General features: G+C 44.9%; 17 protein-coding genes and 4 tRNA genes. 18 read left to right on the top strand and 3 right to left on the bottom strand.

Annotated features, from left to right (window positions below):
* Positions 1-392 precede the first annotated feature (392 nt).
* The 9 genes from gyrA (at position 393) to CIK92_RS09855 (ending at position 11,966) form a co-directional block, all read left to right on the top strand.
* Positions 393-2,981, top strand: coding sequence for a DNA gyrase subunit A (gyrA, locus tag CIK92_RS09895; RefSeq protein WP_094385424.1), 2,589 nt, complete (start codon positions 393-395; stop codon positions 2,979-2,981).
* Between the two features lie 28 nt (positions 2,982-3,009).
* Entirely contained in the window at positions 3,010-4,245 is a 1,236-nt protein-coding gene (locus CIK92_RS09890) for a hypothetical protein (RefSeq protein ID WP_022309593.1), read from the top strand.
* A gap of 362 nt (positions 4,246-4,607) precedes the next feature.
* On the top strand, positions 4,608-5,423 hold the full coding sequence (locus CIK92_RS09885; protein WP_158214775.1) for a hypothetical protein: 816 nt from the start codon (positions 4,608-4,610) through the stop codon (positions 5,421-5,423).
* A gap of 11 nt (positions 5,424-5,434) precedes the next feature.
* The gene (locus CIK92_RS09880; protein ID WP_094388963.1) at positions 5,435-6,628 is read left to right on the top strand and encodes a lipopolysaccharide assembly protein LapB; all 1,194 of its coding nucleotides are present in this window, start codon (positions 5,435-5,437) and stop codon (positions 6,626-6,628) included.
* Positions 6,625-7,950, top strand: a complete 1,326-nt coding sequence (locus tag CIK92_RS09875; RefSeq protein WP_022309596.1) for a DEAD/DEAH box helicase — start codon at positions 6,625-6,627, stop codon at positions 7,948-7,950. Before CIK92_RS09880 ends, CIK92_RS09875 begins: the two co-directional genes overlap by 4 nt.
* A gap of 120 nt (positions 7,951-8,070) precedes the next feature.
* On the top strand, positions 8,071-9,138 hold the full coding sequence (gene serC / locus CIK92_RS09870; RefSeq protein ID WP_022309597.1) for a 3-phosphoserine/phosphohydroxythreonine transaminase: 1,068 nt from the start codon (positions 8,071-8,073) through the stop codon (positions 9,136-9,138).
* A 10-nt stretch (positions 9,139-9,148) separates the two neighbouring features.
* The gene (locus tag CIK92_RS09865; protein ID WP_094385415.1) at positions 9,149-10,066 is read left to right on the top strand and encodes an NAD(P)-dependent oxidoreductase; all 918 of its coding nucleotides are present in this window, start codon (positions 9,149-9,151) and stop codon (positions 10,064-10,066) included.
* Between the two features lie 69 nt (positions 10,067-10,135).
* The gene (locus CIK92_RS09860) at positions 10,136-11,386 is read left to right on the top strand and encodes a DUF1015 domain-containing protein (RefSeq protein ID WP_094388962.1); all 1,251 of its coding nucleotides are present in this window, start codon (positions 10,136-10,138) and stop codon (positions 11,384-11,386) included.
* Positions 11,379-11,966, top strand: a complete 588-nt coding sequence (locus tag CIK92_RS09855; protein WP_022309600.1) for a YigZ family protein — start codon at positions 11,379-11,381, stop codon at positions 11,964-11,966. Before CIK92_RS09860 ends, CIK92_RS09855 begins: the two co-directional genes overlap by 8 nt.
* Before the next feature lie 3 nt (positions 11,967-11,969).
* On the opposite strand, the gene CIK92_RS09850 is transcribed toward CIK92_RS09855, so the two are convergent.
* Complete coding sequence (locus tag CIK92_RS09850) at positions 11,970-13,061, bottom strand: hypothetical protein (protein WP_022309601.1); 1,092 nt, start codon at positions 13,059-13,061, stop codon at positions 11,970-11,972.
* 414 nt (positions 13,062-13,475) lie between these two features.
* On the opposite strand from CIK92_RS09850, the gene CIK92_RS09845 reads away from it, so the two are divergent.
* The 9 genes from CIK92_RS09845 (at position 13,476) to CIK92_RS09805 (ending at position 17,867) form a co-directional block, all read left to right on the top strand.
* Positions 13,476-13,548, top strand: a tRNA-Gly gene (locus CIK92_RS09845).
* A 36-nt stretch (positions 13,549-13,584) separates the two neighbouring features.
* Positions 13,585-13,666 (top strand) — tRNA-Leu (locus CIK92_RS09840).
* Positions 13,667-13,694: 28 nt separating this feature from the next.
* A tRNA-Leu gene (locus CIK92_RS09835) sits at positions 13,695-13,778 on the top strand.
* 22 nt (positions 13,779-13,800) lie between these two features.
* Positions 13,801-13,873 (top strand) — tRNA-Gly (locus CIK92_RS09830).
* A 42-nt stretch (positions 13,874-13,915) separates the two neighbouring features.
* Positions 13,916-14,479 carry a hypothetical protein gene (locus CIK92_RS09825; protein ID WP_094388961.1) on the top strand — a complete coding sequence of 188 codons (564 nt, stop codon included), beginning with the start codon at positions 13,916-13,918 and terminating at the stop codon, positions 14,477-14,479.
* Complete coding sequence (locus tag CIK92_RS09820) at positions 14,476-14,892, top strand: single-stranded DNA-binding protein (protein WP_094388960.1); 417 nt, start codon at positions 14,476-14,478, stop codon at positions 14,890-14,892. Before CIK92_RS09825 ends, CIK92_RS09820 begins: the two co-directional genes overlap by 4 nt.
* 17 nt (positions 14,893-14,909) lie before the next feature.
* On the top strand, positions 14,910-16,238 hold the full coding sequence (gene gldE, locus CIK92_RS09815) for a gliding motility-associated protein GldE (RefSeq protein WP_254046049.1): 1,329 nt from the start codon (positions 14,910-14,912) through the stop codon (positions 16,236-16,238).
* 2 nt (positions 16,239-16,240) lie between these two features.
* Positions 16,241-16,846: a 4'-phosphopantetheinyl transferase superfamily protein gene (locus tag CIK92_RS09810; RefSeq protein ID WP_094388959.1), complete on the top strand. Its 606-nt coding sequence runs from the start codon at positions 16,241-16,243 to the stop codon at positions 16,844-16,846.
* A complete protein-coding gene (locus CIK92_RS09805; RefSeq protein ID WP_094388958.1) occupies positions 16,833-17,867 on the top strand; it encodes an esterase-like activity of phytase family protein in 1,035 nt (344 codons plus the stop codon). The genes CIK92_RS09810 and CIK92_RS09805 overlap by 14 nt, the downstream gene beginning before the upstream one ends.
* Positions 17,868-17,928: 61 nt before the next feature.
* On the opposite strand, the gene CIK92_RS09800 is transcribed toward CIK92_RS09805, so the two are convergent.
* Together CIK92_RS09800 and CIK92_RS09795 are read right to left on the bottom strand one after the other, a co-directional pair.
* The gene (locus CIK92_RS09800; RefSeq protein WP_094385399.1) at positions 17,929-18,372 is read right to left on the bottom strand and encodes an RpiB/LacA/LacB family sugar-phosphate isomerase; all 444 of its coding nucleotides are present in this window, start codon (positions 18,370-18,372) and stop codon (positions 17,929-17,931) included.
* A 4-nt stretch (positions 18,373-18,376) separates the two neighbouring features.
* Positions 18,377-20,395, bottom strand: a complete 2,019-nt coding sequence (locus CIK92_RS09795) for a transketolase (protein WP_094388957.1) — start codon at positions 20,393-20,395, stop codon at positions 18,377-18,379.
* Positions 20,396-20,418 lie beyond the last annotated feature (23 nt).

The raw sequence follows: 20,418 nt of genomic DNA, 5'->3' as shown, positions 1-20,418 counted from the left end.
AGAAGAGTAGTAAAACAAATCAGTTCAACTAACAGAACTTGTAAAGTAAAACAGAGAACTGAATAAAAGTAGTAAACCTAATTAGTTAATCGCATCCAATTCTGTCAACTAATTTTAGGAATAGTCACATCATCGCACTGTGTTCGTGGCTCAGCACACTCGATTATCCATTAAATAATACGAAAAAACACATTTGTTGATGCTAATAATGTTATAATTCATCAACGATGCGCTATTTTTTGCATAATTTGTTTTCACGGAAAGATATTTTTTTGTACTTTTGAACTCTGATAAAATATAGGAAAATCGCTTAGAACGCAAATAAATGCCCTTAAATGCGATTTCGACCATTTTAAGTCAGCAAAACAATTAGAATAAATATAAGTAAGTAAATGGACGAAAATCAGACAATCGATCATGATAGAATAATCAAGATCAACATTGAGGAAGAGATGAAGTCATCCTACATTGACTATTCAATGTCGGTAATCGTAGCTCGTGCCCTTCCAGATGTGCGCGATGGTTTCAAACCCGTACATCGCCGTATTCTCTATGGTATGCTTGGCATCGGCAATACCAGCGACAAGCCCTACAAGAAGTGTGCGCGTGTTGTTGGTGAGGTGTTGGGTAAGTACCACCCTCATGGAGACAGCTCGGTCTATGGCGCCCTCGTCAGAATGGGCCAGGAATGGAATATGCGCTATAAGCTCATTGATGGTCAGGGTAACTTTGGTAGCGTAGACGGCGACTCTCCTGCAGCTATGCGTTATACCGAGTGCCGCCTTGCCAAAATGGGTGAGCACGTGATGGATGACCTGAACAAGGACACGGTAGACATGACCAACAACTTTGACGACACCCTCGTCGAACCTTCGGTTATGCCCACCAAGATACCCAATCTGCTCGTCAATGGCGGTAACGGTATTGCCGTAGGTATGGCAACCAATATCCCCACACATAATCTGGGCGAAGTCATCGACGGCTGCTGTGCATACATCGACAATCCAGATATAGACACCGAGGGTCTGATGAAGTATATCCCTGCTCCCGATTTCCCCACAGGTGCCTATATATATGGTTTGGAGGGCGTCAAGCAGGCTTATGAGACCGGCCGTGGCCGCATCGTGATGCGCGCCAAAGCTGAAATAGAGACCGATGACAGTCATGACAAGATTGTAGTAACCGAAATTCCTTACGGTGTCAACAAGCAGCAGCTGATAGAGTATATCGCTGACCTCGTAAAGGAGGGCAAGATAGATGGCATCTCTAATGTGAACGACGAAACCGGTCGTCAGGGTATGCGTATCGTTGTCGATGTAAAGCGCGACGCCAATGCCAAAGTCATCTTGAACAAACTCTTTAAGATGACAGCCCTGCAGAGTTCATTCTCAGTCAACTGCATCGCCTTGGTCAACGGACGTCCACGCCTGCTTACGCTGCGCGAGTGCGTACATTACTTTGTTGAACACCGCCACGATGTTACCATCCGCCGTACCAAGTTTGAGCTGAAGAAAGCCCAGGACCGTGCACATATATTAAAAGGACTTATCATCGCGTGCGACAACATTGACGAAGTCGTACACATCATCCGTGCCAGCAAGACTCCCAGCGAAGCCAGAGTCAACCTGGAGAAGCGCTTTGAGATTGATGAGCTGCAGTCTCAGGCCATCGTAGACATGCGCTTGTCACAGTTGACCGGCCTCCGCGTCGACCAGCTGCACGATGAATACAACGAGCTGATGAAGCAGATAGACTACCTCAACCGCATTCTCACCGACGACTCGCTGTGCAGACAGGTGATGAAGGACGAGCTGCAGGAGGTCAAGGAGAAGTATGGCGACAATCGCCGTACCGAGATTATTCCTGCCGAGCACGAATTCAATGCCGAGGATTTCTATCCCAATGACCCCGTGGTTATCACCGTGAGCCACCTGGGCTACATCAAGCGTACTCCGCTCAGTGACTTCCGCGAGCAGGCTCGTGGTGGAGTAGGAGCCAAGGGCGCACAGACACGCGACAAGGACTTCATCGAATATATCTATCCTGCCACTATGCACCAGACCATGCTCTTCTTCACCAAGAAGGGCCGTTGCTACTGGCTGAAGTGTTATGAGATACCCGAGTATGACAAGAGCTCCAAGGGTCGTGCCATCCAGAACCTGCTCAACATTGAGCCCGATGACGCTGTGAACGCCTTCCTGCGTCTGCGCGGTCGTGGTCTGGAGGATGCCGAGTTTGTGAACAGCCATTACGTTGTCTTTGCCACCGCAAACGGTACAGTCAAGAAAACTTGTCTGGAAGCCTACAGCCGTCCTCGTGCAAATGGTGTAAACGCCATCCACATCACTGAGGGCGACGAGGTGGTTGATGTTCGCCTGACCAATGGCCATAACGAGCTCATTCTGGCCAATCGCAATGGTAGAGCCGTAAGATTCAACGAGAATGCAATCCGCACTATGGGTCGTGTATCGACCGGCGTACGCGGCATGCGTCTCGACGGTGATGACGATGCAGTAATCGGAATGATTGTGGTCAACGATGCCGACAAGGAGTCTGTAATGGTAGTAAGCGAGAATGGTTACGGCAAGCGTTCGCAGGTGGCCGACTATCGCATCACCAACCGCGGTGGTAAGGGAGTCAAGACCCTCGCCATCACTGAGAAGACCGGCCGTCTGGTTGCCATCAAGAATGTAACCGATGAAAACGACCTGATGATTATCAACAAGAGCGGCATTACCATACGTCTGGCTGTGGCTGATGTACGCATAATGGGCCGTGCCACACAGGGCGTGAGACTTATCAACCTGGCCAAGAAGAACGACATCATTGCAAGCGTTTGCAAGGTAATGAGTTCTGAACTTGAGGCAACTGTCGAGGAAGAAAGCCGCGCTGCCTGGTCGCAGAAGAACGATGAAATCATGAGCGACAACACCTCTATGCCGGTCGATGAAATCGAAAATGGTGAACCTACAGAAGAATAAAACAAATACAAACTAAAAATTAAATTTTATGAAGAAACTATTGATCGCTGTGTTGATGATGCTGGGCACATCCACAGTATTTGCAGGCGACAGTGAGGCTTTGAAGGCAATCTTGAAGGCCAAGACCTACGACGAGGCACAAAGCCTGGTAAAGTCAAGCGTGAACTCTCTCGCCAACGCAGCAGAGAAGGCCAAGGCTTACAATTACCTGGTAGACCTCGCCATGAAGAAGGTGAATCACGAGCAGGAAATCATCGCAGCCAATCAGTTGCAGCAGCAGTTGAATACAGGCAAGTATGAGGCTTATGACACACTGGGTTACTACAAAGCTCTTGAGCAGGCTTTTACCAATGCCATGGAGTGTGACAAGTGGGACAATATGCCTAACGAGAAGGGTAAAATCAAGCCCAAGTTCCATCAGGCCAACCAGAACAAGCTGGTCAACATGCGTACTGAGCTGATCAACGCCGGCCAGCTGCAGCCCGCAGACAACAAGAAGGCTGCTTTTGACTTCTTCTCTCTCTATGTAGACAGCTACTCTCATCCTCTCTTCAAGGAGGTTGACCGCACTGCCAACCCCGATAAGTATCTCGGTGAGGTTGCACGTGTTGCTGCCGTCTTTGCATTCCAGAACAAGGATATGGACAATGCCAACAAATATGTTGACATCGCTCTCAACGACACCGCTTCTTATAAGGAAGCCCTCAATCTCAAGATTTATCTCTCATCGCAGGACCTGAAGACCAAGGAGGACTCTGTCAAGTTTGCCAACACTCTGAAGACTCTCAACGAGAAGGATCCCAAGAATGATATGGTATTCAGCCAGCTCGCTGCTGTACTGCAGGCTTTGGGCGACAAGGACGGTGCAAGCAAGCTCATCGAGTCTCGCCTTGCTCTGAACCCCAATGACTATTCAGCTTTGGCTCTCAAGGCTCAGAACGCCATGAATGCTGCCACACAGGATCCTGCATTGTATGATGTAGCCATTGAGAACTTCAAGAAGGCCATCGCTATCAAGCCCAATGACGACGCGCTGATTTATACCTATCTTGCATTCAGCATCAATGCCAAGGCTGCTGCATGCCAGAACGCCAATGAGCAGAAGGTTCTTTGCCAGGAGAGTGTAACTTACCTGGAGAAGGCTCGTGAGTTGGACCCCAACCGTGAGCGCGCCAACTGGACCTATCCTCTCTACCAGTGTTATTATACGCTCTATGGAGCCGATGACGCTCGTACAAAGGAAATTGAGGCACTGACTAAGTAAAGGTTTAATCACTGATAAATACCGGGGTTGGTCGCCTAATCAATAGGTTGCCAACCCTTTTATTGTTTGAAGATATGATTAGAGATAATAGGACAAATGCGTATATAATGATTATGATGTTCCTTTCTTGCTGCGTCGGCAGCATCTGGGGAGATAACGTAAATCATGCAGCACAGGCAGACAAGGCAAACAGAGAGTTGCAGTTGCTTGTAGCCAAGTTGCCCGTATGCCGCGACAGTACCTATTATTATAGTCTTATCGAGAAGATAGTAGAAAAAAGTATAGAGTGCGACAGTCTGGACTGTCAACCCAATGCCAAGGGAAAGGTGAAGCCGCGTTATCGTCACACAAATTCATCCGTTGTGGGTAAACTCAGACGCAAATTGGTTGATGGTGGTATATATTATCAGGGGAAGGACCCGGTCAGAGGTCTGGCTTTGCTGCAGTTGTACATTGATACACAGCATCATCCCTTATTCGATAAGTCAAAGCAAGAGATTGGTCCGGCGGCATTGTGTGCCGGCAAGATGGCTTATGGTATAAAGGATTACAGCAAAGCGGAACGTATGGCAGATTTGGCTCTACAGCATATAGAGACCGCCAAGGACGCTGCCCAACTGAAAATATATTGCATGAAGATGCTGATGAAGACGGAAAAGGATGCGGTAATCTACATCAATTCTCTCTTGGCGCTTCACGAGAAAGACAGATCTAATCAAAACTATGTGGAATTGATTATACAGTATTATTCCGACAAGGGTCTTGCCGATGAATTGGCTCATTTTGTTGACCACGAACTGGAAAACTCTCCGCGCAACAAGATGCTTTGGGCTCTGAAAGGCGAAAGACACATGCAACTCCATCAGTGGGATACTGCAATAGATGCGTTCAAATGCGCAATTGCCCAAGATTCGCTGTTTCTCCCTGCTATTTATAACGTAGGTATCTGCTATACATCCAAAGCCATTCAGTTGAGCGACAAGCACAAAGAGGATAAAGACAAAGTGCAGATAGACTCAATAAACTCCCTGCTTGAAGAGGGCAAGGTATATCTCGAGCGCGCCAAAGAATTGGACCCGGCAAGGCATACGGTGGACTGGGCTCCGCCTTTGTATCAGATTTATTATGCGCTCAACGATAAACGCGCCGAAAATATAAAGAAATTGATTAAATACTAAACATAAGCACGATGAAAAGGATAACATTACTATTATGCATAATATGTATCTGTCTGCAAATCAATGCGCAGAAGAAAGAAATATCTTTGGCCAAAGACAATATCAAGAAAGGAACCAACCTGGAGCAGGCCGAGAGTAGCATGGCTAATCTCCTGAAAGATTCGGCCAATAGAAACAATGAGAAGATATGGCTCACACTCTATGAGGCCCAGAAGAAACAATATGAACAAGGCAATGAGAAGTTGTATCTGAAGCAAGATTACGATACAGCCAAGTTATTCTTGTCGGTCAAAAAGATGTTCCAGACTCTTGAAGGGCTCGACTCTGTGGACGCCCAGACCGACAAGAAGGGTAGAGTGAAACTCGTCTATCGCAAAAAGCATGCCGCTATGCTCGACGTACATCGCAGAAATCTCTACAATGGTGGCGCCTACTTTGTAAACAAGCAGAATTTCAAGGAGGCATACAATTTCTTTGATATGTACCTCAACTGTAGTATCCAGCCGCTGTTCACCGGTTACAAATACGGTGAAACCGACAAAAATATGCCTTCGGCTGCTTATTGGGCAGTCTATTGCGGTTACAAACTCCAAGACCCGAAAGCTACGTTTCATTATGCATATTGGGCATTAAAGGATACGGTACATTATCAATATATGCTACAGTATCTTGCCGAGACTTATAAAATGGAGAAAGACTCGATGAGATATGTAAGTGTCTTGGAAGAAGGATTCAAAAAGTATCCCCGCTTCCCGTTCTTTTTCCCGCGTCTGATTGAATATTATACCAAAAATGAACAATATGACTCTGCGCTTTCTCTTTGTGATAAGGCTTTGCAAGTAAATGATAGCAGCAATCTATTCAAGTTCACCAAAAGCTCGGTGTTGCTTAGCTTGAAACGCTATAAAGAGTGCATCGACCTCTGCGATAGCGTCATTGCAAAAGACAGCACTATCCTTGGTGCATATCTCAATGCAGGTTTGTCCTACTTCAACCAAGCAGTAGAAGCAGACAAAGCTCTGAAACAAACTGACAAACAAAAGAAAGAAATCATACAGTTATATAAAAAGGCGTTGCCATACCTGGAAAAATACAGGAAGATGGTTCCTGACGAGAAGGGTCTATGGGGGCTTCCTCTATATACCATTTACTTGAACCTGAATATGGGCAAAGAATTTGATGAAATAGACAAACTCTTAAAATGAAAACAATCAATGAACTTACCGAAAAAATCGGTATAAATCATCTCAATGAGATGCAGGGTACTGTAGTCAAGGCTATTCAGCATACAACTGACAACATTATGGTTTTGTCACCAACTGGCTCAGGCAAGACATTGGCCTATATTTTGCCATTGGTATGCATGGTAGACACGGCTTCGGATGACTTGCAAGCGATAGTCATTGTCCCTGGACGCGAATTGGCTCTGCAGTCTTTGAATGTGTTGCGCAGTCTCGGCAACGATGTTCGCGGCTATGCATGCTATGGTGGTAGACCTACGATGGATGAACACCGTCAGCTCCGTCAGCTCAAGCCCCATATCATATTTGCTACTCCAGGAAGAATGAACGACCACATCGACAAAGACAATGTGGACGTCGACAGCGTCAAGTGGATAATAATAGATGAGTTTGACAAATGCCTCGAAATGGGCTTCCATGAGGAAATGTCTTATCTTATCAATCGTCTGCCCTTCAAAGCACGGCAGATACTTCTATCAGCAACCCCAGCTGAAGAAATGCGCCACCAGACCATCTTGAAAAGCAATTTCAAGGTGATGGACTTCATTCCCAAAGACGAACAGATTTCCGACAGAGTAAGTATATACCAAGTGCGTAGTCCTCAAAAGGACAAATTGGAAGTCTTGGGGAAACTTCTTTGTCAATTAGGCTCAGACAGTACTATCGTCTTCCTCAACTACAGGGATGGCGTGGAGCGTACTGCTAACTACTTGAAGGATTGCGGCTTTGTTGTCAGTTATTATCATGGTGGCTTGGAGCAGAAAGAGCGCGAAGCAGCAATCTACCGTTTCTCTAACGGTTCTTCCAATATACTAGTAAGTACTGACCTGGCATCTCGCGGTCTGGATATTCCCAATATCAAGAATATAATTCATTATCATCTTCCCGATACTGAAGATGCCTTTGTGCATAGGGTAGGGCGCACGGCTCGCTGGAATGCTATGGGTGACAGTTACTTCGTTCTGGGACCAGAAGAAAGCATCCCGGAATATGTGGAAGCTGAGATAAAGGAATTTACCCTGCAAGACGACATCACCACCATACCTCTGCCGACAATGGCCACGATTTATATCGGCAAGGGTAAAAAAGACAAGATATCCAAAGGTGATATTGTCGGTCTGTTGTGCAAAAAGGCAGAGCTTGAAAACAATGAGATAGGTCGTATTGATGTCAAGGATTATTATTCCTACGTTGCCGTTCCTTCGCAGAAATTATCGAGAGTTCTACAACGCTTGGCTGGAGAGAAAATCAAAGGCGTCAAGACGCGTTTTGAGCCCCTAAAATGAGAAAATGAACAAAAATTAAAGGTTTATCAAAAATTGTTAGGTATTTATTTGTTCATGCCGAATAAATCTCGTATTTTCGCAATATAAATCAACTTAACTATTTAATCAATATTGATTCGTATGGAAAAATACAACTTTAATGCAGGTCCCTCTATGTTGCCACGAGAGGTGATTGAGAACACAGCCAAGCAAATGTTGGATTTCAATGGTTGTGGTTTGTCTTTGATGGAGATTAGCCACCGCGCTAAGTACTTCCAGCCTGTAGTAGATGAGAGTGTTGCTCTTATCAAGGAATTACTTGATATACCAAGCGGATATTCGGTTATTTTCCTTGGAGGCGGCGCTTCTCTGCAGTTCATGCAGATTCCAGCCAACTTCTTGCTCAAGAAAGCAGCTTATGTGAACACTGGAACATGGGCAAAGAAGGCAGAGAAAGAAGCAAAACTTTTTGGTGAAGTTGTAGAAGTCGCCTCGTCTGCAGATGCAGGTTACACCTACTATCCTAAGGATTTTGAGGTTCCTGCTGACGTTGATTATCTGCACGTTACCACCAACAATACGATTTATGGAACGGAATACCGCAAGGACTTCGATGTAGACGTTCCACTTATCGCGGATATGAGTTCAGATATTATGAGCCGCCCGATAGACGTGTCTAAATATACGGCTATTTATGCTGGCGCCCAGAAGAATATGGCCATGGCCGGCGTTACCGTGGTTATTGTTAAAGACGATATGCTTGGTAAAGCTCCCCGCGAATTGCCCACAATGATAGATTATCGTACACATGTAGACAAGGGCTCTATGTTCAACACTCCTCCAGTTGTCCCCATTTATTCATTGATGGAAACTATGCGTTGGGTGAAAGCCCAGGGTGGTGTCGCAGAAATGGATCGCCGTGCAAAAGAGCGTGCTGATATGCTGTACTCAGAAATCGATCGCAACAAGCTGTTCCATGGCACAGTTAAGGAGGAAGACCGCTCATTGATGAACATTTGCTTCGTCATGAACGAAGAATACAAAGAGTTGGAGAAGGACTTCTTTGATTTCGCTACTGAGCGCGGCATGGTGGGCATTAAGGGCCACCGTTCTGTTGGAGGTTTCAGAGCGTCATGCTATAACGCACAGACCATCGAAGGTGTTAAGGCCATGATTAAGGCCATGCAGGATTTTGAGAATCAACATTAATATATTGGATATGAAAGTATTAGTTGCAACAGAAAAACCATTTGCAGCACCTGCGGTTGTAGGTATCAAGAATGAGTTGGAAGCCGCTGGAAACGAGGTTGTTTTTCTTGAGAAATATACAGAAAAGAGCCAGCTGTTAGAGGCCGTTGCTGACATAGATGCAATGATTGTCCGTTCAGACAAGGTTACTTCCGAAATTCTCGATGCAGCCAAGAACCTCAAGATTGTAGTTCGTGCTGGTGCAGGATATGATAATGTTGATTGCGCCTATGCCAAGGAGAAAGGCGTAGTTGTAGAAAACACTCCAGGCCAGAACTCCAACGCAGTAGCAGAACTCGTTTTTGGTCTGTTGGTATACGCTGTACGTAATTTTTATAACGGTAAAAGCGGTTCAGAACTTAAAGACAAGCGATTAGGTATCTTGGCTTTTGGTAATGTCGGCCGTAATGTTGCCCGCATTGCAAAGGGATTTGGTATGACAGTATCTGCATATGATGCATATTGTCCTGCAGAAGCAATAGAAGCAGCAGGCGTGCATGCATGTAGCAGCGTGGATGAGTTGTTCCAGAACAATGATGTGGTTTCATTGCATATTCCTGCTACCCCTGAGACAATCAATAGCATCGACTATCGCACGGTCAACCAGATGCCTAAGGGAGGAATCCTCATCAATACTGCCCGTAAGGAGGTTATCAATGAGGCCGAACTGCTGAAGCTCATGGCAGAGCGTACTGACATGAAATACATATCAGACATCAAGCCCGATGCCGACGAGGATTTCGCAAAGTTCGAAGGACGCTATTATGCCACTCCCAAGAAGATGGGCGCTCAAACTGCTGAGGCAAATATCAATGCAGGTATCGCCGCAGCGAGTCAGATTAACTCTTTCTTTGAAAAGGGTGACACCAAGTATCAAGTGAACAAATAATCTATAAAAGATCATCTCCTCCGCCATTGGTGGAGGGGATGTTTTCTCTTAACAAACCTAAACTTAATTATGGCAATCATCAAACCCTTTAAAGGTGTTCGTCCTCCTCAGCAATATGTCGAGGATGTAGAATCTCGTCCTTATGATGTTCTTGATTCAGAAGAGGCAAGAATAGAAGCAGGGGATAACGAGAAGAGTCTTTATCATATCATCAAACCGGAAATTAATTTTGAGCCAGGCACTTCCGAATACGACCCACGTGTTTATGAAAGTGCCAAAGAGAATTTTGAACTTTTCCAGAAGAATGGATGGCTGGTTCAGGATTCCGAGGAACATTATTATATATACGCCCAGACAATGAATGGCAAAACCCAATATGGTATTGTTGTTGGAGCATATGTAGATGACTATCTTAATGGCGTTATCAAGAAGCATGAATTGACACGTAGAGACAAAGAAGAAGACCGCATGAAGCATGTCAGAATCTGTGATGCCAATATGGAGCCTGTCTTCTTTGCATATCCTGACAATCAGACGCTTGACGCATTGCTGTCAAGATATGCTGCGACCAAACCTGAATATGATTTCATAGCCCCCATTGACGGCTTCAGACATCAGTTGTGGGTTGTGTCTGACGCTGCAGACATCCAGACCATCACGGCCGAGTTTGCCAAGATGCCGAGCCTTTATATTGCCGATGGCCACCATCGTTCAGCAGCAGCAGCGCTTGTAGGTGCCGAAAAGGCAGGCAAGCATCCCAATCATACAGGAAGCGAGGAATACAACTACTTTATGGCGGTTTGCTTCCAGGCATCCCAGCTTACCATTCTCGATTACAATAGAGTCGTCAAGGATTTGAACGGTATGTCGTCAGCGGAATTCTTGGATGCGCTGACAGCCGATTTCATCGTAAAGAAGAAGGGAGAGCAGGAATATCATCCCGCCCGTTTGCACGAGTTCTCGCTCTATCTTGATGGACTTTGGTATAGTCTTGTTGCCAAAGAAGGAACCTACGATGACAATGACCCCATCGGCGTCTTGGATGTTGACATCTCTTCTCGATTGATACTGGATAAACTTCTCAATATTACTGACTTGCGCAGCGACAAGCGCATCGACTTCGTTGGCGGTCTTCGTGGATTGGGCGAACTCAAACGCCGTGTTGACTCTGGAGAAATGCGCATGGCATTAGCCCTCTATCCAGTGACCATGCAACAGATTATGGATATTGCCGACAGCGGCAAAATCATGCCTCCCAAGGCCACTTGGTTTGAACCTAAATTGAGAAGCGGATTGGTTATACACAAACTTGATGACTGACGAATATAAGACAATAACAGAAGTAATAGGCGAGGGATTCTACTCGGAGAAACGGAGTAAATTTCTCGCCTTTGCTCATCATGTAGAGACCATCGATGAGATTAAGGACATTCTGGCGTCATACCGTAAAAAGTATTATGACGCCAGACACGTATGCTATGCCTATGTGCTTGGTGCCGACAAGGCCGATTTCCGAGCCAATGATGATGGAGAGCCCTCGTCCACGGCAGGCAAGCCCATATTGGGACAGATTAATTCTTATGACTTGACCAATGTGCTGGTAATTGTGGTCAGGTATTATGGCGGTGTCAACTTGGGAACCGGCGGCCTGATTGTCGCATACCGCACTGCAGCCGCCGATGCCTTGGACCACGCGACCATCGAAACCCGCCTGGTTGAGGAAGTCATAACCTATTCATTCCCATACCCTATGATGAATGCAGTGATGCGTGTCATCAAAGAGATGCAGCCGCGCATTGTATCGCAGACTTTTGACAACACTTGTTCCATTTCTATGTCGATACGGCAAGAAATGGCCCCGGTTCTGCGCGACAGACTTGAGAAATTATCTTTCGAATAACCACTAATTGTCGGTATTAAGAAAGATAATTCTCTCACATTGCGTTGCGCTGGATTTGGTTTTAGGAGTCATCAGATACCACTTGTATGGCTCTATATACAGCGACTGAACATTTTTACAGCTGCGCAGCTGATCTTTATAGAGTACATAGTTCCCCGTTTTACCCATTTGCGCCTTTTGGAAGACGCTATGCAGGGTTTGGTTGCCCACAGTCGTCTTGAGTCTCGTGCCAACAGAATTGTAGGTAAGAGTGACATTTTTGATATAATAAGGAGCCTCCTTCCAAGTGCCACCAATGAGATATGGCTTGTAACCTGTCATTTTGTCACCCTTTTTCAGCTTCTTGAAACCCACTTCGTTTGCAGTTCCAGAGACACCCTCATAAACTTCAACTCCTTCACCAAAAACTTCCCATGGGTCATCAATGGTAAAGGGGAGCACCAACGTGTTATAATAACCCACTTCAAATTTTCTATCGAACTTGATGGTACCCGTAAACTTTGTATTCGTCAAGTCGGTATTACCGTTGAGCTCCAGCACAGGGTCCTCGCCCTTCTCTTGGACTACATAAAATTTGATAGGAAGATAATCAGTAGAGCTTTTGTTAATCAGGCGATAGGTATATGCAGTACGATGAAAGCGCATGAACTTGCTCCCCACCTTGACATCAGTCACGCCATTGGCGGTTTCAAAGGTAATGGGGCTACGCGCGTCGGCAGTAAGGGCAAACATGAACTGCAAAACATTGTTAGATGAAATACTATTATCGACTATAGATACAAATGCATTTGACTCAGGCAAATATAGGTAGAACTTATCTTCGACCAGTTTTACCTTAAACATTTGAGTATTTGCAGCTAACTTATCAATTTCCTTATACGTAGCTGTGCCTTTGAAGTCATAGACAACATCACTTCTATCATCTCTACTAAGAACCAAATCATACAATTTAGTCTGTCTTTCACCAGTAACAAAGCAGTCTTGCCCATCTTTCAATCCGCTGGTAGCCTTGATTTGTTTGTATTCAAGGTTTTGTCCGCATATTGTCATCGCTACCAATAAGGCAGCTTGTAATAGATATAGTCGTTTTAGCATTGCTTATTTTTATAGCAAAGATAGTGCTTTTTATTGTTATACCAAAAGGGAACTGAGCATTTTTATCTTGGTTATTCATTAAAATATAGTTTTTCCATCCAAAACTAAATGTCCAAAACAGCAATTATTTATCATTTCAAAGTTGAATTTATTCAAATCATGACTTGAAATTGTCAGATAAAATCTCGCATTGAGCATTTCCCACTTGTAATTTTAGTATTTTTCGGTTTCGGGCAAAATAGGCTCGAATTTGCTGTTTATATAATATAATAAGGTGGCTTTGTCGTATATGAGCAGAAGAATAGAAAAAATCGATGTTTTTATGAAAAAAATCTTGGAAAGACTTGCAGGTATAACAAAAAAGCACTACCTTTGCATCGCATTTAGAGAAATGCTCCTTACAAAAGGATTTATGCGGCAATAGCTCAGTTGGTAGAGCACGACCTTGCCAAGGTCGGGGTCGCGAGTTCGAGTCTCGTTTGCCGCTCACATTTTGGATAAAGCCAATAGAGAATTTTTCAATGCCCAGGTGGCGGAATTGGTAGACGCGCACGTTTCAGGTGCGTGTGCCGCAAGGCGTGCAGGTTCGAGTCCTGTTCTGGGCACGGTTTTTATCTGAGATATTTATTTGTTGGAGGGGTGGCGGAATTGGTAGACGCGCTACTTTGAGGGGGTAGTGACAATTATGTCGTGGGAGTTCGAGTCTCCTCCTCTTCACAAATAAAAAATTATTTCTTGTGCGGCAATAGCTCAGTTGGTAGAGCACGACCTTGCCAAGGTCGGGGTCGCGAGTTCGAGTCTCGTTTGCCGCTCTTTTCTTGTACTTTTTATTTATAGAGAAACATCAAAATTAAATGAATTTATACATTAGATATTTCGATAAGGAAATTCTTGTTTATAGCGTTGAAGAAGCATTGGATTTTCTTCGTTCTATTCCAGAAGTTGATATTACCCCCAGTATGGAGAAAGACATACGTGAGTTTGCAAGCAACGATATGTTTTTCCCGAAGAGATATAAGGTTCGTCCGCGCGTATATTTTATAATGATAAAGACGACCGCTCAAAACATGGATGATTTCAAGCAGAAGAAAGCTGTACGCCCATTGGTTCCAGGTATGAATGACCGCCGCGACTTGATAGCCTCTGTCACCACTAAACTTACTGAGATTTGCGAAGGATGGTATGAGGGCAGTTTGGATTTCAAGCGCGTTGTAATGGTTCCCAATACCGGCAAGCACGAATATAGAGATACCCATTTTGAGGTAAGGTGCAAAGCCGTGTCGGGCATGGACTGCTATAACCGGATGGTAGAATATCTGCGCCAGCGCGTCGACGCTCGCAGCCAATTCCCTTCTGCCAAGGGTAAAAACTTTAAGTTCTCTTATTTAGGAAGATGGAAGGAGGAATGTGACTTATGAATAAAGTAATGTTGATAGGCAATGTGGGCAAAGATCCTGATGTGCGCTACTATGAGGCTGACCAGGCCGTAGCCCAAGTATCACTTGCAACCACCGAGCGCGGTTACACACTTCAGAATGGTACACAGGTGCCAGACCATACAGACTGGCACAATCTTGTCTTCTATCGCAACTTAGCCAAAATTGTCGAAAAATACGTCAAGAAGGGTGACAAGTTGTATATAGAAGGACGCATACGTTACCGTTCGTATGATGACAAGCAGGGCAACCGACGATATTTAACGGAGATTTTAGTGGAGAATATGGAAATGCTTACCCCGAAAGCTACATCTCAGCCCACGCCCACAACCGAACAGGGCAAGACTGATGGTGGCACTGCCTCTGCCGAAAACAACAAGGTACTTCCGTTTTAATTAAGGTTATACTAACATTGGACATTACATTTCTATCTGAAACATTAAGCGATGTACACTTGAATGCGCCATCCTTTGGCGTACTCTTTGCCTTCTTCATGGCAATAGTGCTGTTGTTTGTATCTGGGTTTGCCAGTGCTTCCGAGATAGCATTCTTCAGTTTGTCTCCTTCTGATGTATCTGAACTCGAGCAGTCAAAGACCAAGAAGGACAAGCATATAAGTATGTTGCGCGAAGACAATGAGCGCACACTGGCAACCATCCTTATCGGTAACAATTTCGTCAATGTTACCATCATCATGCTATGCAACTATGCTTTTGGCAACTTAATCAGTTTTGGCGCCAAGGCTTATTGGCTGCAGTTTATGAGCCTTACTGTCATCCTTACATTCCTGTTGCTCCTTTTCGGCGAGATTATACCCAAGGTCTACAGTCGGCAGAATCCTTTAGCATATTGCCGAGTATCAGTTGGAGGAATAATGTTCATGCGCCGGCTCTTTTGGCCGCTCGAAACGATACTGATCAAGAGCGGCATTTTCTTGGAGAAGATGGTACACAAGGAAAACCAGCATCTGAGCATGGATGACCTGGAACAGGCATTGGAGTTGACTGACAAGAATGAAATCAAGGACGAAAAGAGCATCCTGCAAGGCATCATCCGCTTTGGCGATGAGACGGCGAAGGAAATTATGACCAGCCGACAGGACATTGTCGATATAGACATTCGTAGCTCGTTTTCTGAAGTGATGTCATGTATCCTGGAAAACAACTATAGTCGCATTCCTGTCTATCAGGACAATGATGACAACATACGCGGTATTTTGTATATCAAGGATCTGCTGCCTCACGTCTCCAAGCCGGCCAATTTCAGATGGCAGAGTCTGATTCGCTCGGGTTATTTTGTCCCCGAAACCAAAAAGATAGACGACTTGTTGCGCGAATTCCAAGAAAACAAAATCCATATTGCCATTGTGGTAGATGAATTTGGCGGCACCTGCGGCTTGGTTACACTTGAGGATATTCTGGAAGAAATAGTAGGCGAAATCAATGACGAATACGATGATGACGAAAAAACGTATTCCAAGATTAATTATAATACCTATCTCTTTGAGGGAAAAACACTGCTAAGTGATTTGAGCCGAATTCTTAATGTCGATGACGACGCCTTCAGCGATGTGGAAGGCGATGCTGATACTCTGGCAGGAATGTTGCTCGAAATCAAGGGAGACTTCCTTAGCCTGCATGAACGCATAGACTACAAGAATTACACCTTTGAGGTAATGGAGCTGGAGGGCAGACGCATCAGTAGGGTAAAGGTTATCGTACACGATTTGCACAATAATTGACCATGCCACTTATAAGTATTGACGCAATCGCACCTCAATGCCATTTGGGATTGTGGCGGATAGAAGACACCATAGACGATATAATAGCAACTGACAATCGGTTGGCTGGCGTGGTTGATAAGATTGAGCATTTCCACTCAGAATCAAGACGCAAAGAAGTGCTGGCCGTCTATGGATTATTGTTTGCCATGACAGACAATACCTGTTTACGTATTGAGCATGACGATTTGTCACGACCAGTAATCGACGGCTATCATGTCAGCATAAGCCATACCCGTGGCTATGCGGCACTGCTGCTCTCAACTCGGCACAAGGTGGCTATAGACATCGAATTCATCAGCAATAGAGTAGAGCGTGTCGCTTCCAAGTTCATCAGAAATGATGAGGTGGCAGACTCTCTCTATGCGAAACTCATCCATTGGAGCGCAAAGGAAACGATTTATAAGCTATTTGCTAACGAAAACTTGGATTTCTTTGATATGCGAATCGCCCCATTTGATCAGCGGGAAGAAGGAGATATCAAGGTAGATGACCTGAAAATAGAAAAGAAACAGTCGGTGCATTATCTTTGCAATGACAAATATGTGCTTACCTATGCAGCGATTTAGAAAACTCTGTCTGGCTATTTACCTTCTTCTGACATCAATAGCCACTCATGCGGAAAGCCGGGATACTATACAAATAATCCGTATAAATCCGCAACATTCCTTCCCCTTATCTGTCAAAGCAGGTAACTATAGTGGCATAACCTATTTGGGCAACAATGAATATCTCGTTGTCGATGACAAATCAGCATCAGATGGTTTCCATCTGTTTACTATAGAGATAGATAGCTTGACCGGAAATATTCTGTATGTATCCAATCATGGTTTTGTGTCATCGGGCATGGCCAACCGAGACGGTGAGGGGATAGCTTATATCAAGTCGTTCAATTCGGTACTGATAAGCGGAGAGGCTGTTAATAGAATCTTGGAATATAGTCTGGATGGAACACCTACCGGACGAGAGGCCGAAATACCAGAAATCTTCATGAATTCTGCTGCAAACATGGGGTTTGAAGCCTTGGGATATTCCGAGTCTACGCATCGCTTATGGACCTGTAATGAAAGCCCATTGAATGGAGATGGGGGTAGGGCTGAAGTCAACAACCCGATTGAAAACCGATTACGTTTTCAATCTTTCAGTGACTCTCTTAAGGCTATGGAGCAATACGTTTACAAAATGGACAAACCTATTGCCAGAAAACCTTCCAAGTATTATGCCATGGGCGTCTCGGCCATAACACCTCTTGCCGACGGGTCACTGCTTGTTTTGGAACGAGAATTCTACGTTCCCCCAATGCTTATGGGTAGTTTTGTAAACTGCAAGATTTATCAAGCCTGGCCCTCAATGCCTATAACGCATGATAAAGAAATCACAGCAGACGAAACACCTGTTATGGATAAATTCCTTTTGGCGGAATGGAAAACTAACATAGGACTTTTCAAACGAAATATTGCCAATTATGAAGGCATGTGCTTGGGCCCACAACTTGCCGATGGCTCGCAAGTTGTAGTCTTGGTGTCAGACTCACAGGGGCAATATGCGAATACACTAAAGGACTGGTTCAAAACCATTGTCATAAAATAGACAGTAAAATAAAAAAGTGCCAATGCAAAGCAATGGCACTTTAATATTAGTTGTAATTTACTTAATCCTGAACAGGAATCTTCTTGACACGGCGCTCATGACGACCACCTTCAAATGTGGTTGCAAAGAACTTGTTCATTATGGCTTCAGCCGTCTTGTTGTCTATAAAGCGACCAGGAAGAACCAATACATTTGCATCGTTGTGCTGACGAATAAGGCCGGCAATCTCAATACACCATGCCAATCCTGCGCGAACTGCCTGATGCTTGTTCAAGCAAATCGCCATACCTTCTCCACTGCCGCATATAGCAATGCCTGGATAAACTTCGCCACTTTCTATACCTTTAGCCAACTCGTGAGCGAAATCAGGATAGTCAACACTTGAGTCACTATATGTACCATAATCTTTGTAAGAATAACCTTTCTTCTCAAGATAATCGATAACAAACTGCTTTAATGGATAGCCTGCGTGATCGCAAGCGACTCCTACTGTCTTTACGTCCATAGTTTTAATTGTTTAGAAGTTCTTTAACTTGGTTATATACATTCTGGGCTGTGAAGCCTAACTTTTCATCCAATACCTTATAAGGAGCAGAGAATCCGAAGCTATTAAGACCGAATACCTTGCCATTCTCGCCTACAAGGCCTTCAAGAGTGACAGGAAGTCCGGCTGTGAGACCAAAGCGCTTGACACCTGCGGGCAGAACCATCTGCTGGTATTCTTTGCTCTGTCGACGGAACAATCCTTCTGATGGCACGCTCACGATACGAACCTTAATGCCATCTTGGCGCAGAAGTTCTGCACCGGCCTGCAATGTTGAAACTTCAGAACCGCTTGCAAGCAGCACCACATCAAACGCCTCATCTGAGCCAGCCACGATATATGCACCCTTGCGAGCTTGCTGATAATCGTTGCCTTCGGGTAAATTCTTGATTCCTTGACGTGAGAATATCAATGCTGTCGGCGTATCCATATTCTCCATTGCCATCTGCCAACATACTGTAGCCTCATTGGCATCAGCAGGACGGAATACGCGAACCGAATCCTTGCCGTGATGATTTTTCAGTTTCTCCATGAGTCTGATTTGAGCCTCTTGCTCTACTGGTTCATGAGTAGGTCCATCTTCACCGACACGGAACGCATCATGAGTCCAGATAAACTTGATTGGCACTTCCATCAATGCCGCCAATCTGACAGCGGGCTTCATATAGTCAGAGAATACGAAGAATGTTCCACATGCAGGAATGACTCCGCCATGGAGATACATACCTATACACATGCAAGCCATAGTAAGCTCGCTGACGCCTGCCTCAAAGAACGCACCTGTGAAATCGTCCTTGCTAAGATCATGTGTCTTCTTCAAGAAACCATCGGTCTTGTCGGAATTAGACAAATCGGCAGAGGAACAAATCATATTGGGAACCTGTTCGGCAAGAACGCCCAAGCAAGCCGCCGATGCTGCACGAGTAGCGATGTCTGGCTTTTGAATAAGACCACTCCAATCTATCTGAGGAGCATTGCCCGAGAACCAAGTGTCCTTAAGCTGAGCCTTATCTGGATTTTCTTCTGCCCACTTCTTTTCTGCCTTTCTACGCTCGGCAACGATTGTTCTCAATTCATTGGCACGATTGGCATAGAGAGCTTTTACTTCGTCGAAAATAACAAATGGATCATCAGGATTTCCCCCAAGAGCAGTCACCGTATTGCGGTAAGCATTCCCGCCAAGGGGTGCGCCATGAGTCTTAATCGTATTTTCATAGCTTGAGCCATCTTCTTTGAGGGCGCCTTTACCCATAATGGTTTTGCCGATAATAAGAGTCGGGCGGTGTTGCTCAAGATTGGCCATGTCAAGTGCATGGCGAATTTCGTCGACATCATTTCCATTGATAGTAATAACATTCCAACCCCATGCTTCGTATTTTGCTTTGGTATCTTCCTGCATTACGACTTTACATTCGGTAGAAAGCTGAATATCATTAGAATCATAGAACATGATAAGATTGTTGAGCCCGAGAAGTCCGGCCAATCTACCAGCACCTTGGGAAATCTCCTCTTCTATGCCACCATCTGAAATATAGGCATAAATCTTATGCTGCATAACGGTTTTCCCGAGACGTGCCTCCAAGAACTTTTCGGCAACTGCAGCACCCGCTGCAAATGTGTGTCCCTGACCTAACGGACCTGATGTATTCTCAATACCACGGCAGATGTCACGTTCTGGATGACCTGGAGTAGGAGAGTCCCACTGGCGGAACTGCTTCAACTCGTCTATTGTAAATTTTCCCTGTAAGGCAAGTGCAGAATATAACATGGGCGACATGTGCCCGGGATCAAGGAAGAAGCGGTCACGTCCTGTCCACGTTGCATCATCTGGATCATAAACCATATACTCGGAAAAAAGCACATTAATAAAATCTGCTCCGCCCATAGCACCTCCAGGATGGCCTGAATTAGCTTTCTCTACCATAGAAACAGCCAAAATGCGGATATTGTCGGCTGTACGGTTCATAACTTTCGTTTCGTTCATTATATAATAAAATTATATGGTCC

This window comes from Prevotella sp. P4-67, assembly GCF_002251325.1.
Taxonomy (GTDB): domain Bacteria; phylum Bacteroidota; class Bacteroidia; order Bacteroidales; family Bacteroidaceae; genus Prevotella.
This window is presented reverse-complemented; position numbering and strand designations above follow the sequence as displayed.

Excerpts from the sequence above, each read along its gene's own strand:
- gyrA (WP_094385424.1), top strand. The coding sequence starts at position 393 with ATGGACGAAAATCAGACAATCGATCATGATAGAATAATCAAGATCAAC.
- CIK92_RS09890 (WP_022309593.1), top strand. The coding sequence starts at position 3,010 with ATGAAGAAACTATTGATCGCTGTGTTGATGATGCTGGGCACATCCACA.
- CIK92_RS09880 (WP_094388963.1), top strand. The coding sequence starts at position 5,435 with ATGAAAAGGATAACATTACTATTATGCATAATATGTATCTGTCTGCAA.
- CIK92_RS09875 (WP_022309596.1), top strand. The coding sequence starts at position 6,625 with ATGAAAACAATCAATGAACTTACCGAAAAAATCGGTATAAATCATCTC.
- serC (WP_022309597.1), top strand. The coding sequence starts at position 8,071 with ATGGAAAAATACAACTTTAATGCAGGTCCCTCTATGTTGCCACGAGAG.
- CIK92_RS09865 (WP_094385415.1), top strand. The coding sequence starts at position 9,149 with ATGAAAGTATTAGTTGCAACAGAAAAACCATTTGCAGCACCTGCGGTT.
- CIK92_RS09860 (WP_094388962.1), top strand. The coding sequence starts at position 10,136 with ATGGCAATCATCAAACCCTTTAAAGGTGTTCGTCCTCCTCAGCAATAT.
- CIK92_RS09855 (WP_022309600.1), top strand. The coding sequence starts at position 11,379 with ATGACTGACGAATATAAGACAATAACAGAAGTAATAGGCGAGGGATTC.
- CIK92_RS09850 (WP_022309601.1), bottom strand. The coding sequence starts at position 13,061 with ATGCTAAAACGACTATATCTATTACAAGCTGCCTTATTGGTAGCGATG.
- CIK92_RS09825 (WP_094388961.1), top strand. The coding sequence starts at position 13,916 with ATGAATTTATACATTAGATATTTCGATAAGGAAATTCTTGTTTATAGC.
- CIK92_RS09820 (WP_094388960.1), top strand. The coding sequence starts at position 14,476 with ATGAATAAAGTAATGTTGATAGGCAATGTGGGCAAAGATCCTGATGTG.
- CIK92_RS09810 (WP_094388959.1), top strand. The coding sequence starts at position 16,241 with ATGCCACTTATAAGTATTGACGCAATCGCACCTCAATGCCATTTGGGA.
- CIK92_RS09805 (WP_094388958.1), top strand. The coding sequence starts at position 16,833 with ATGCAGCGATTTAGAAAACTCTGTCTGGCTATTTACCTTCTTCTGACA.
- CIK92_RS09800 (WP_094385399.1), bottom strand. The coding sequence starts at position 18,372 with ATGGACGTAAAGACAGTAGGAGTCGCTTGCGATCACGCAGGCTATCCA.
- CIK92_RS09795 (WP_094388957.1), bottom strand. The coding sequence starts at position 20,395 with ATGAACGAAACGAAAGTTATGAACCGTACAGCCGACAATATCCGCATT.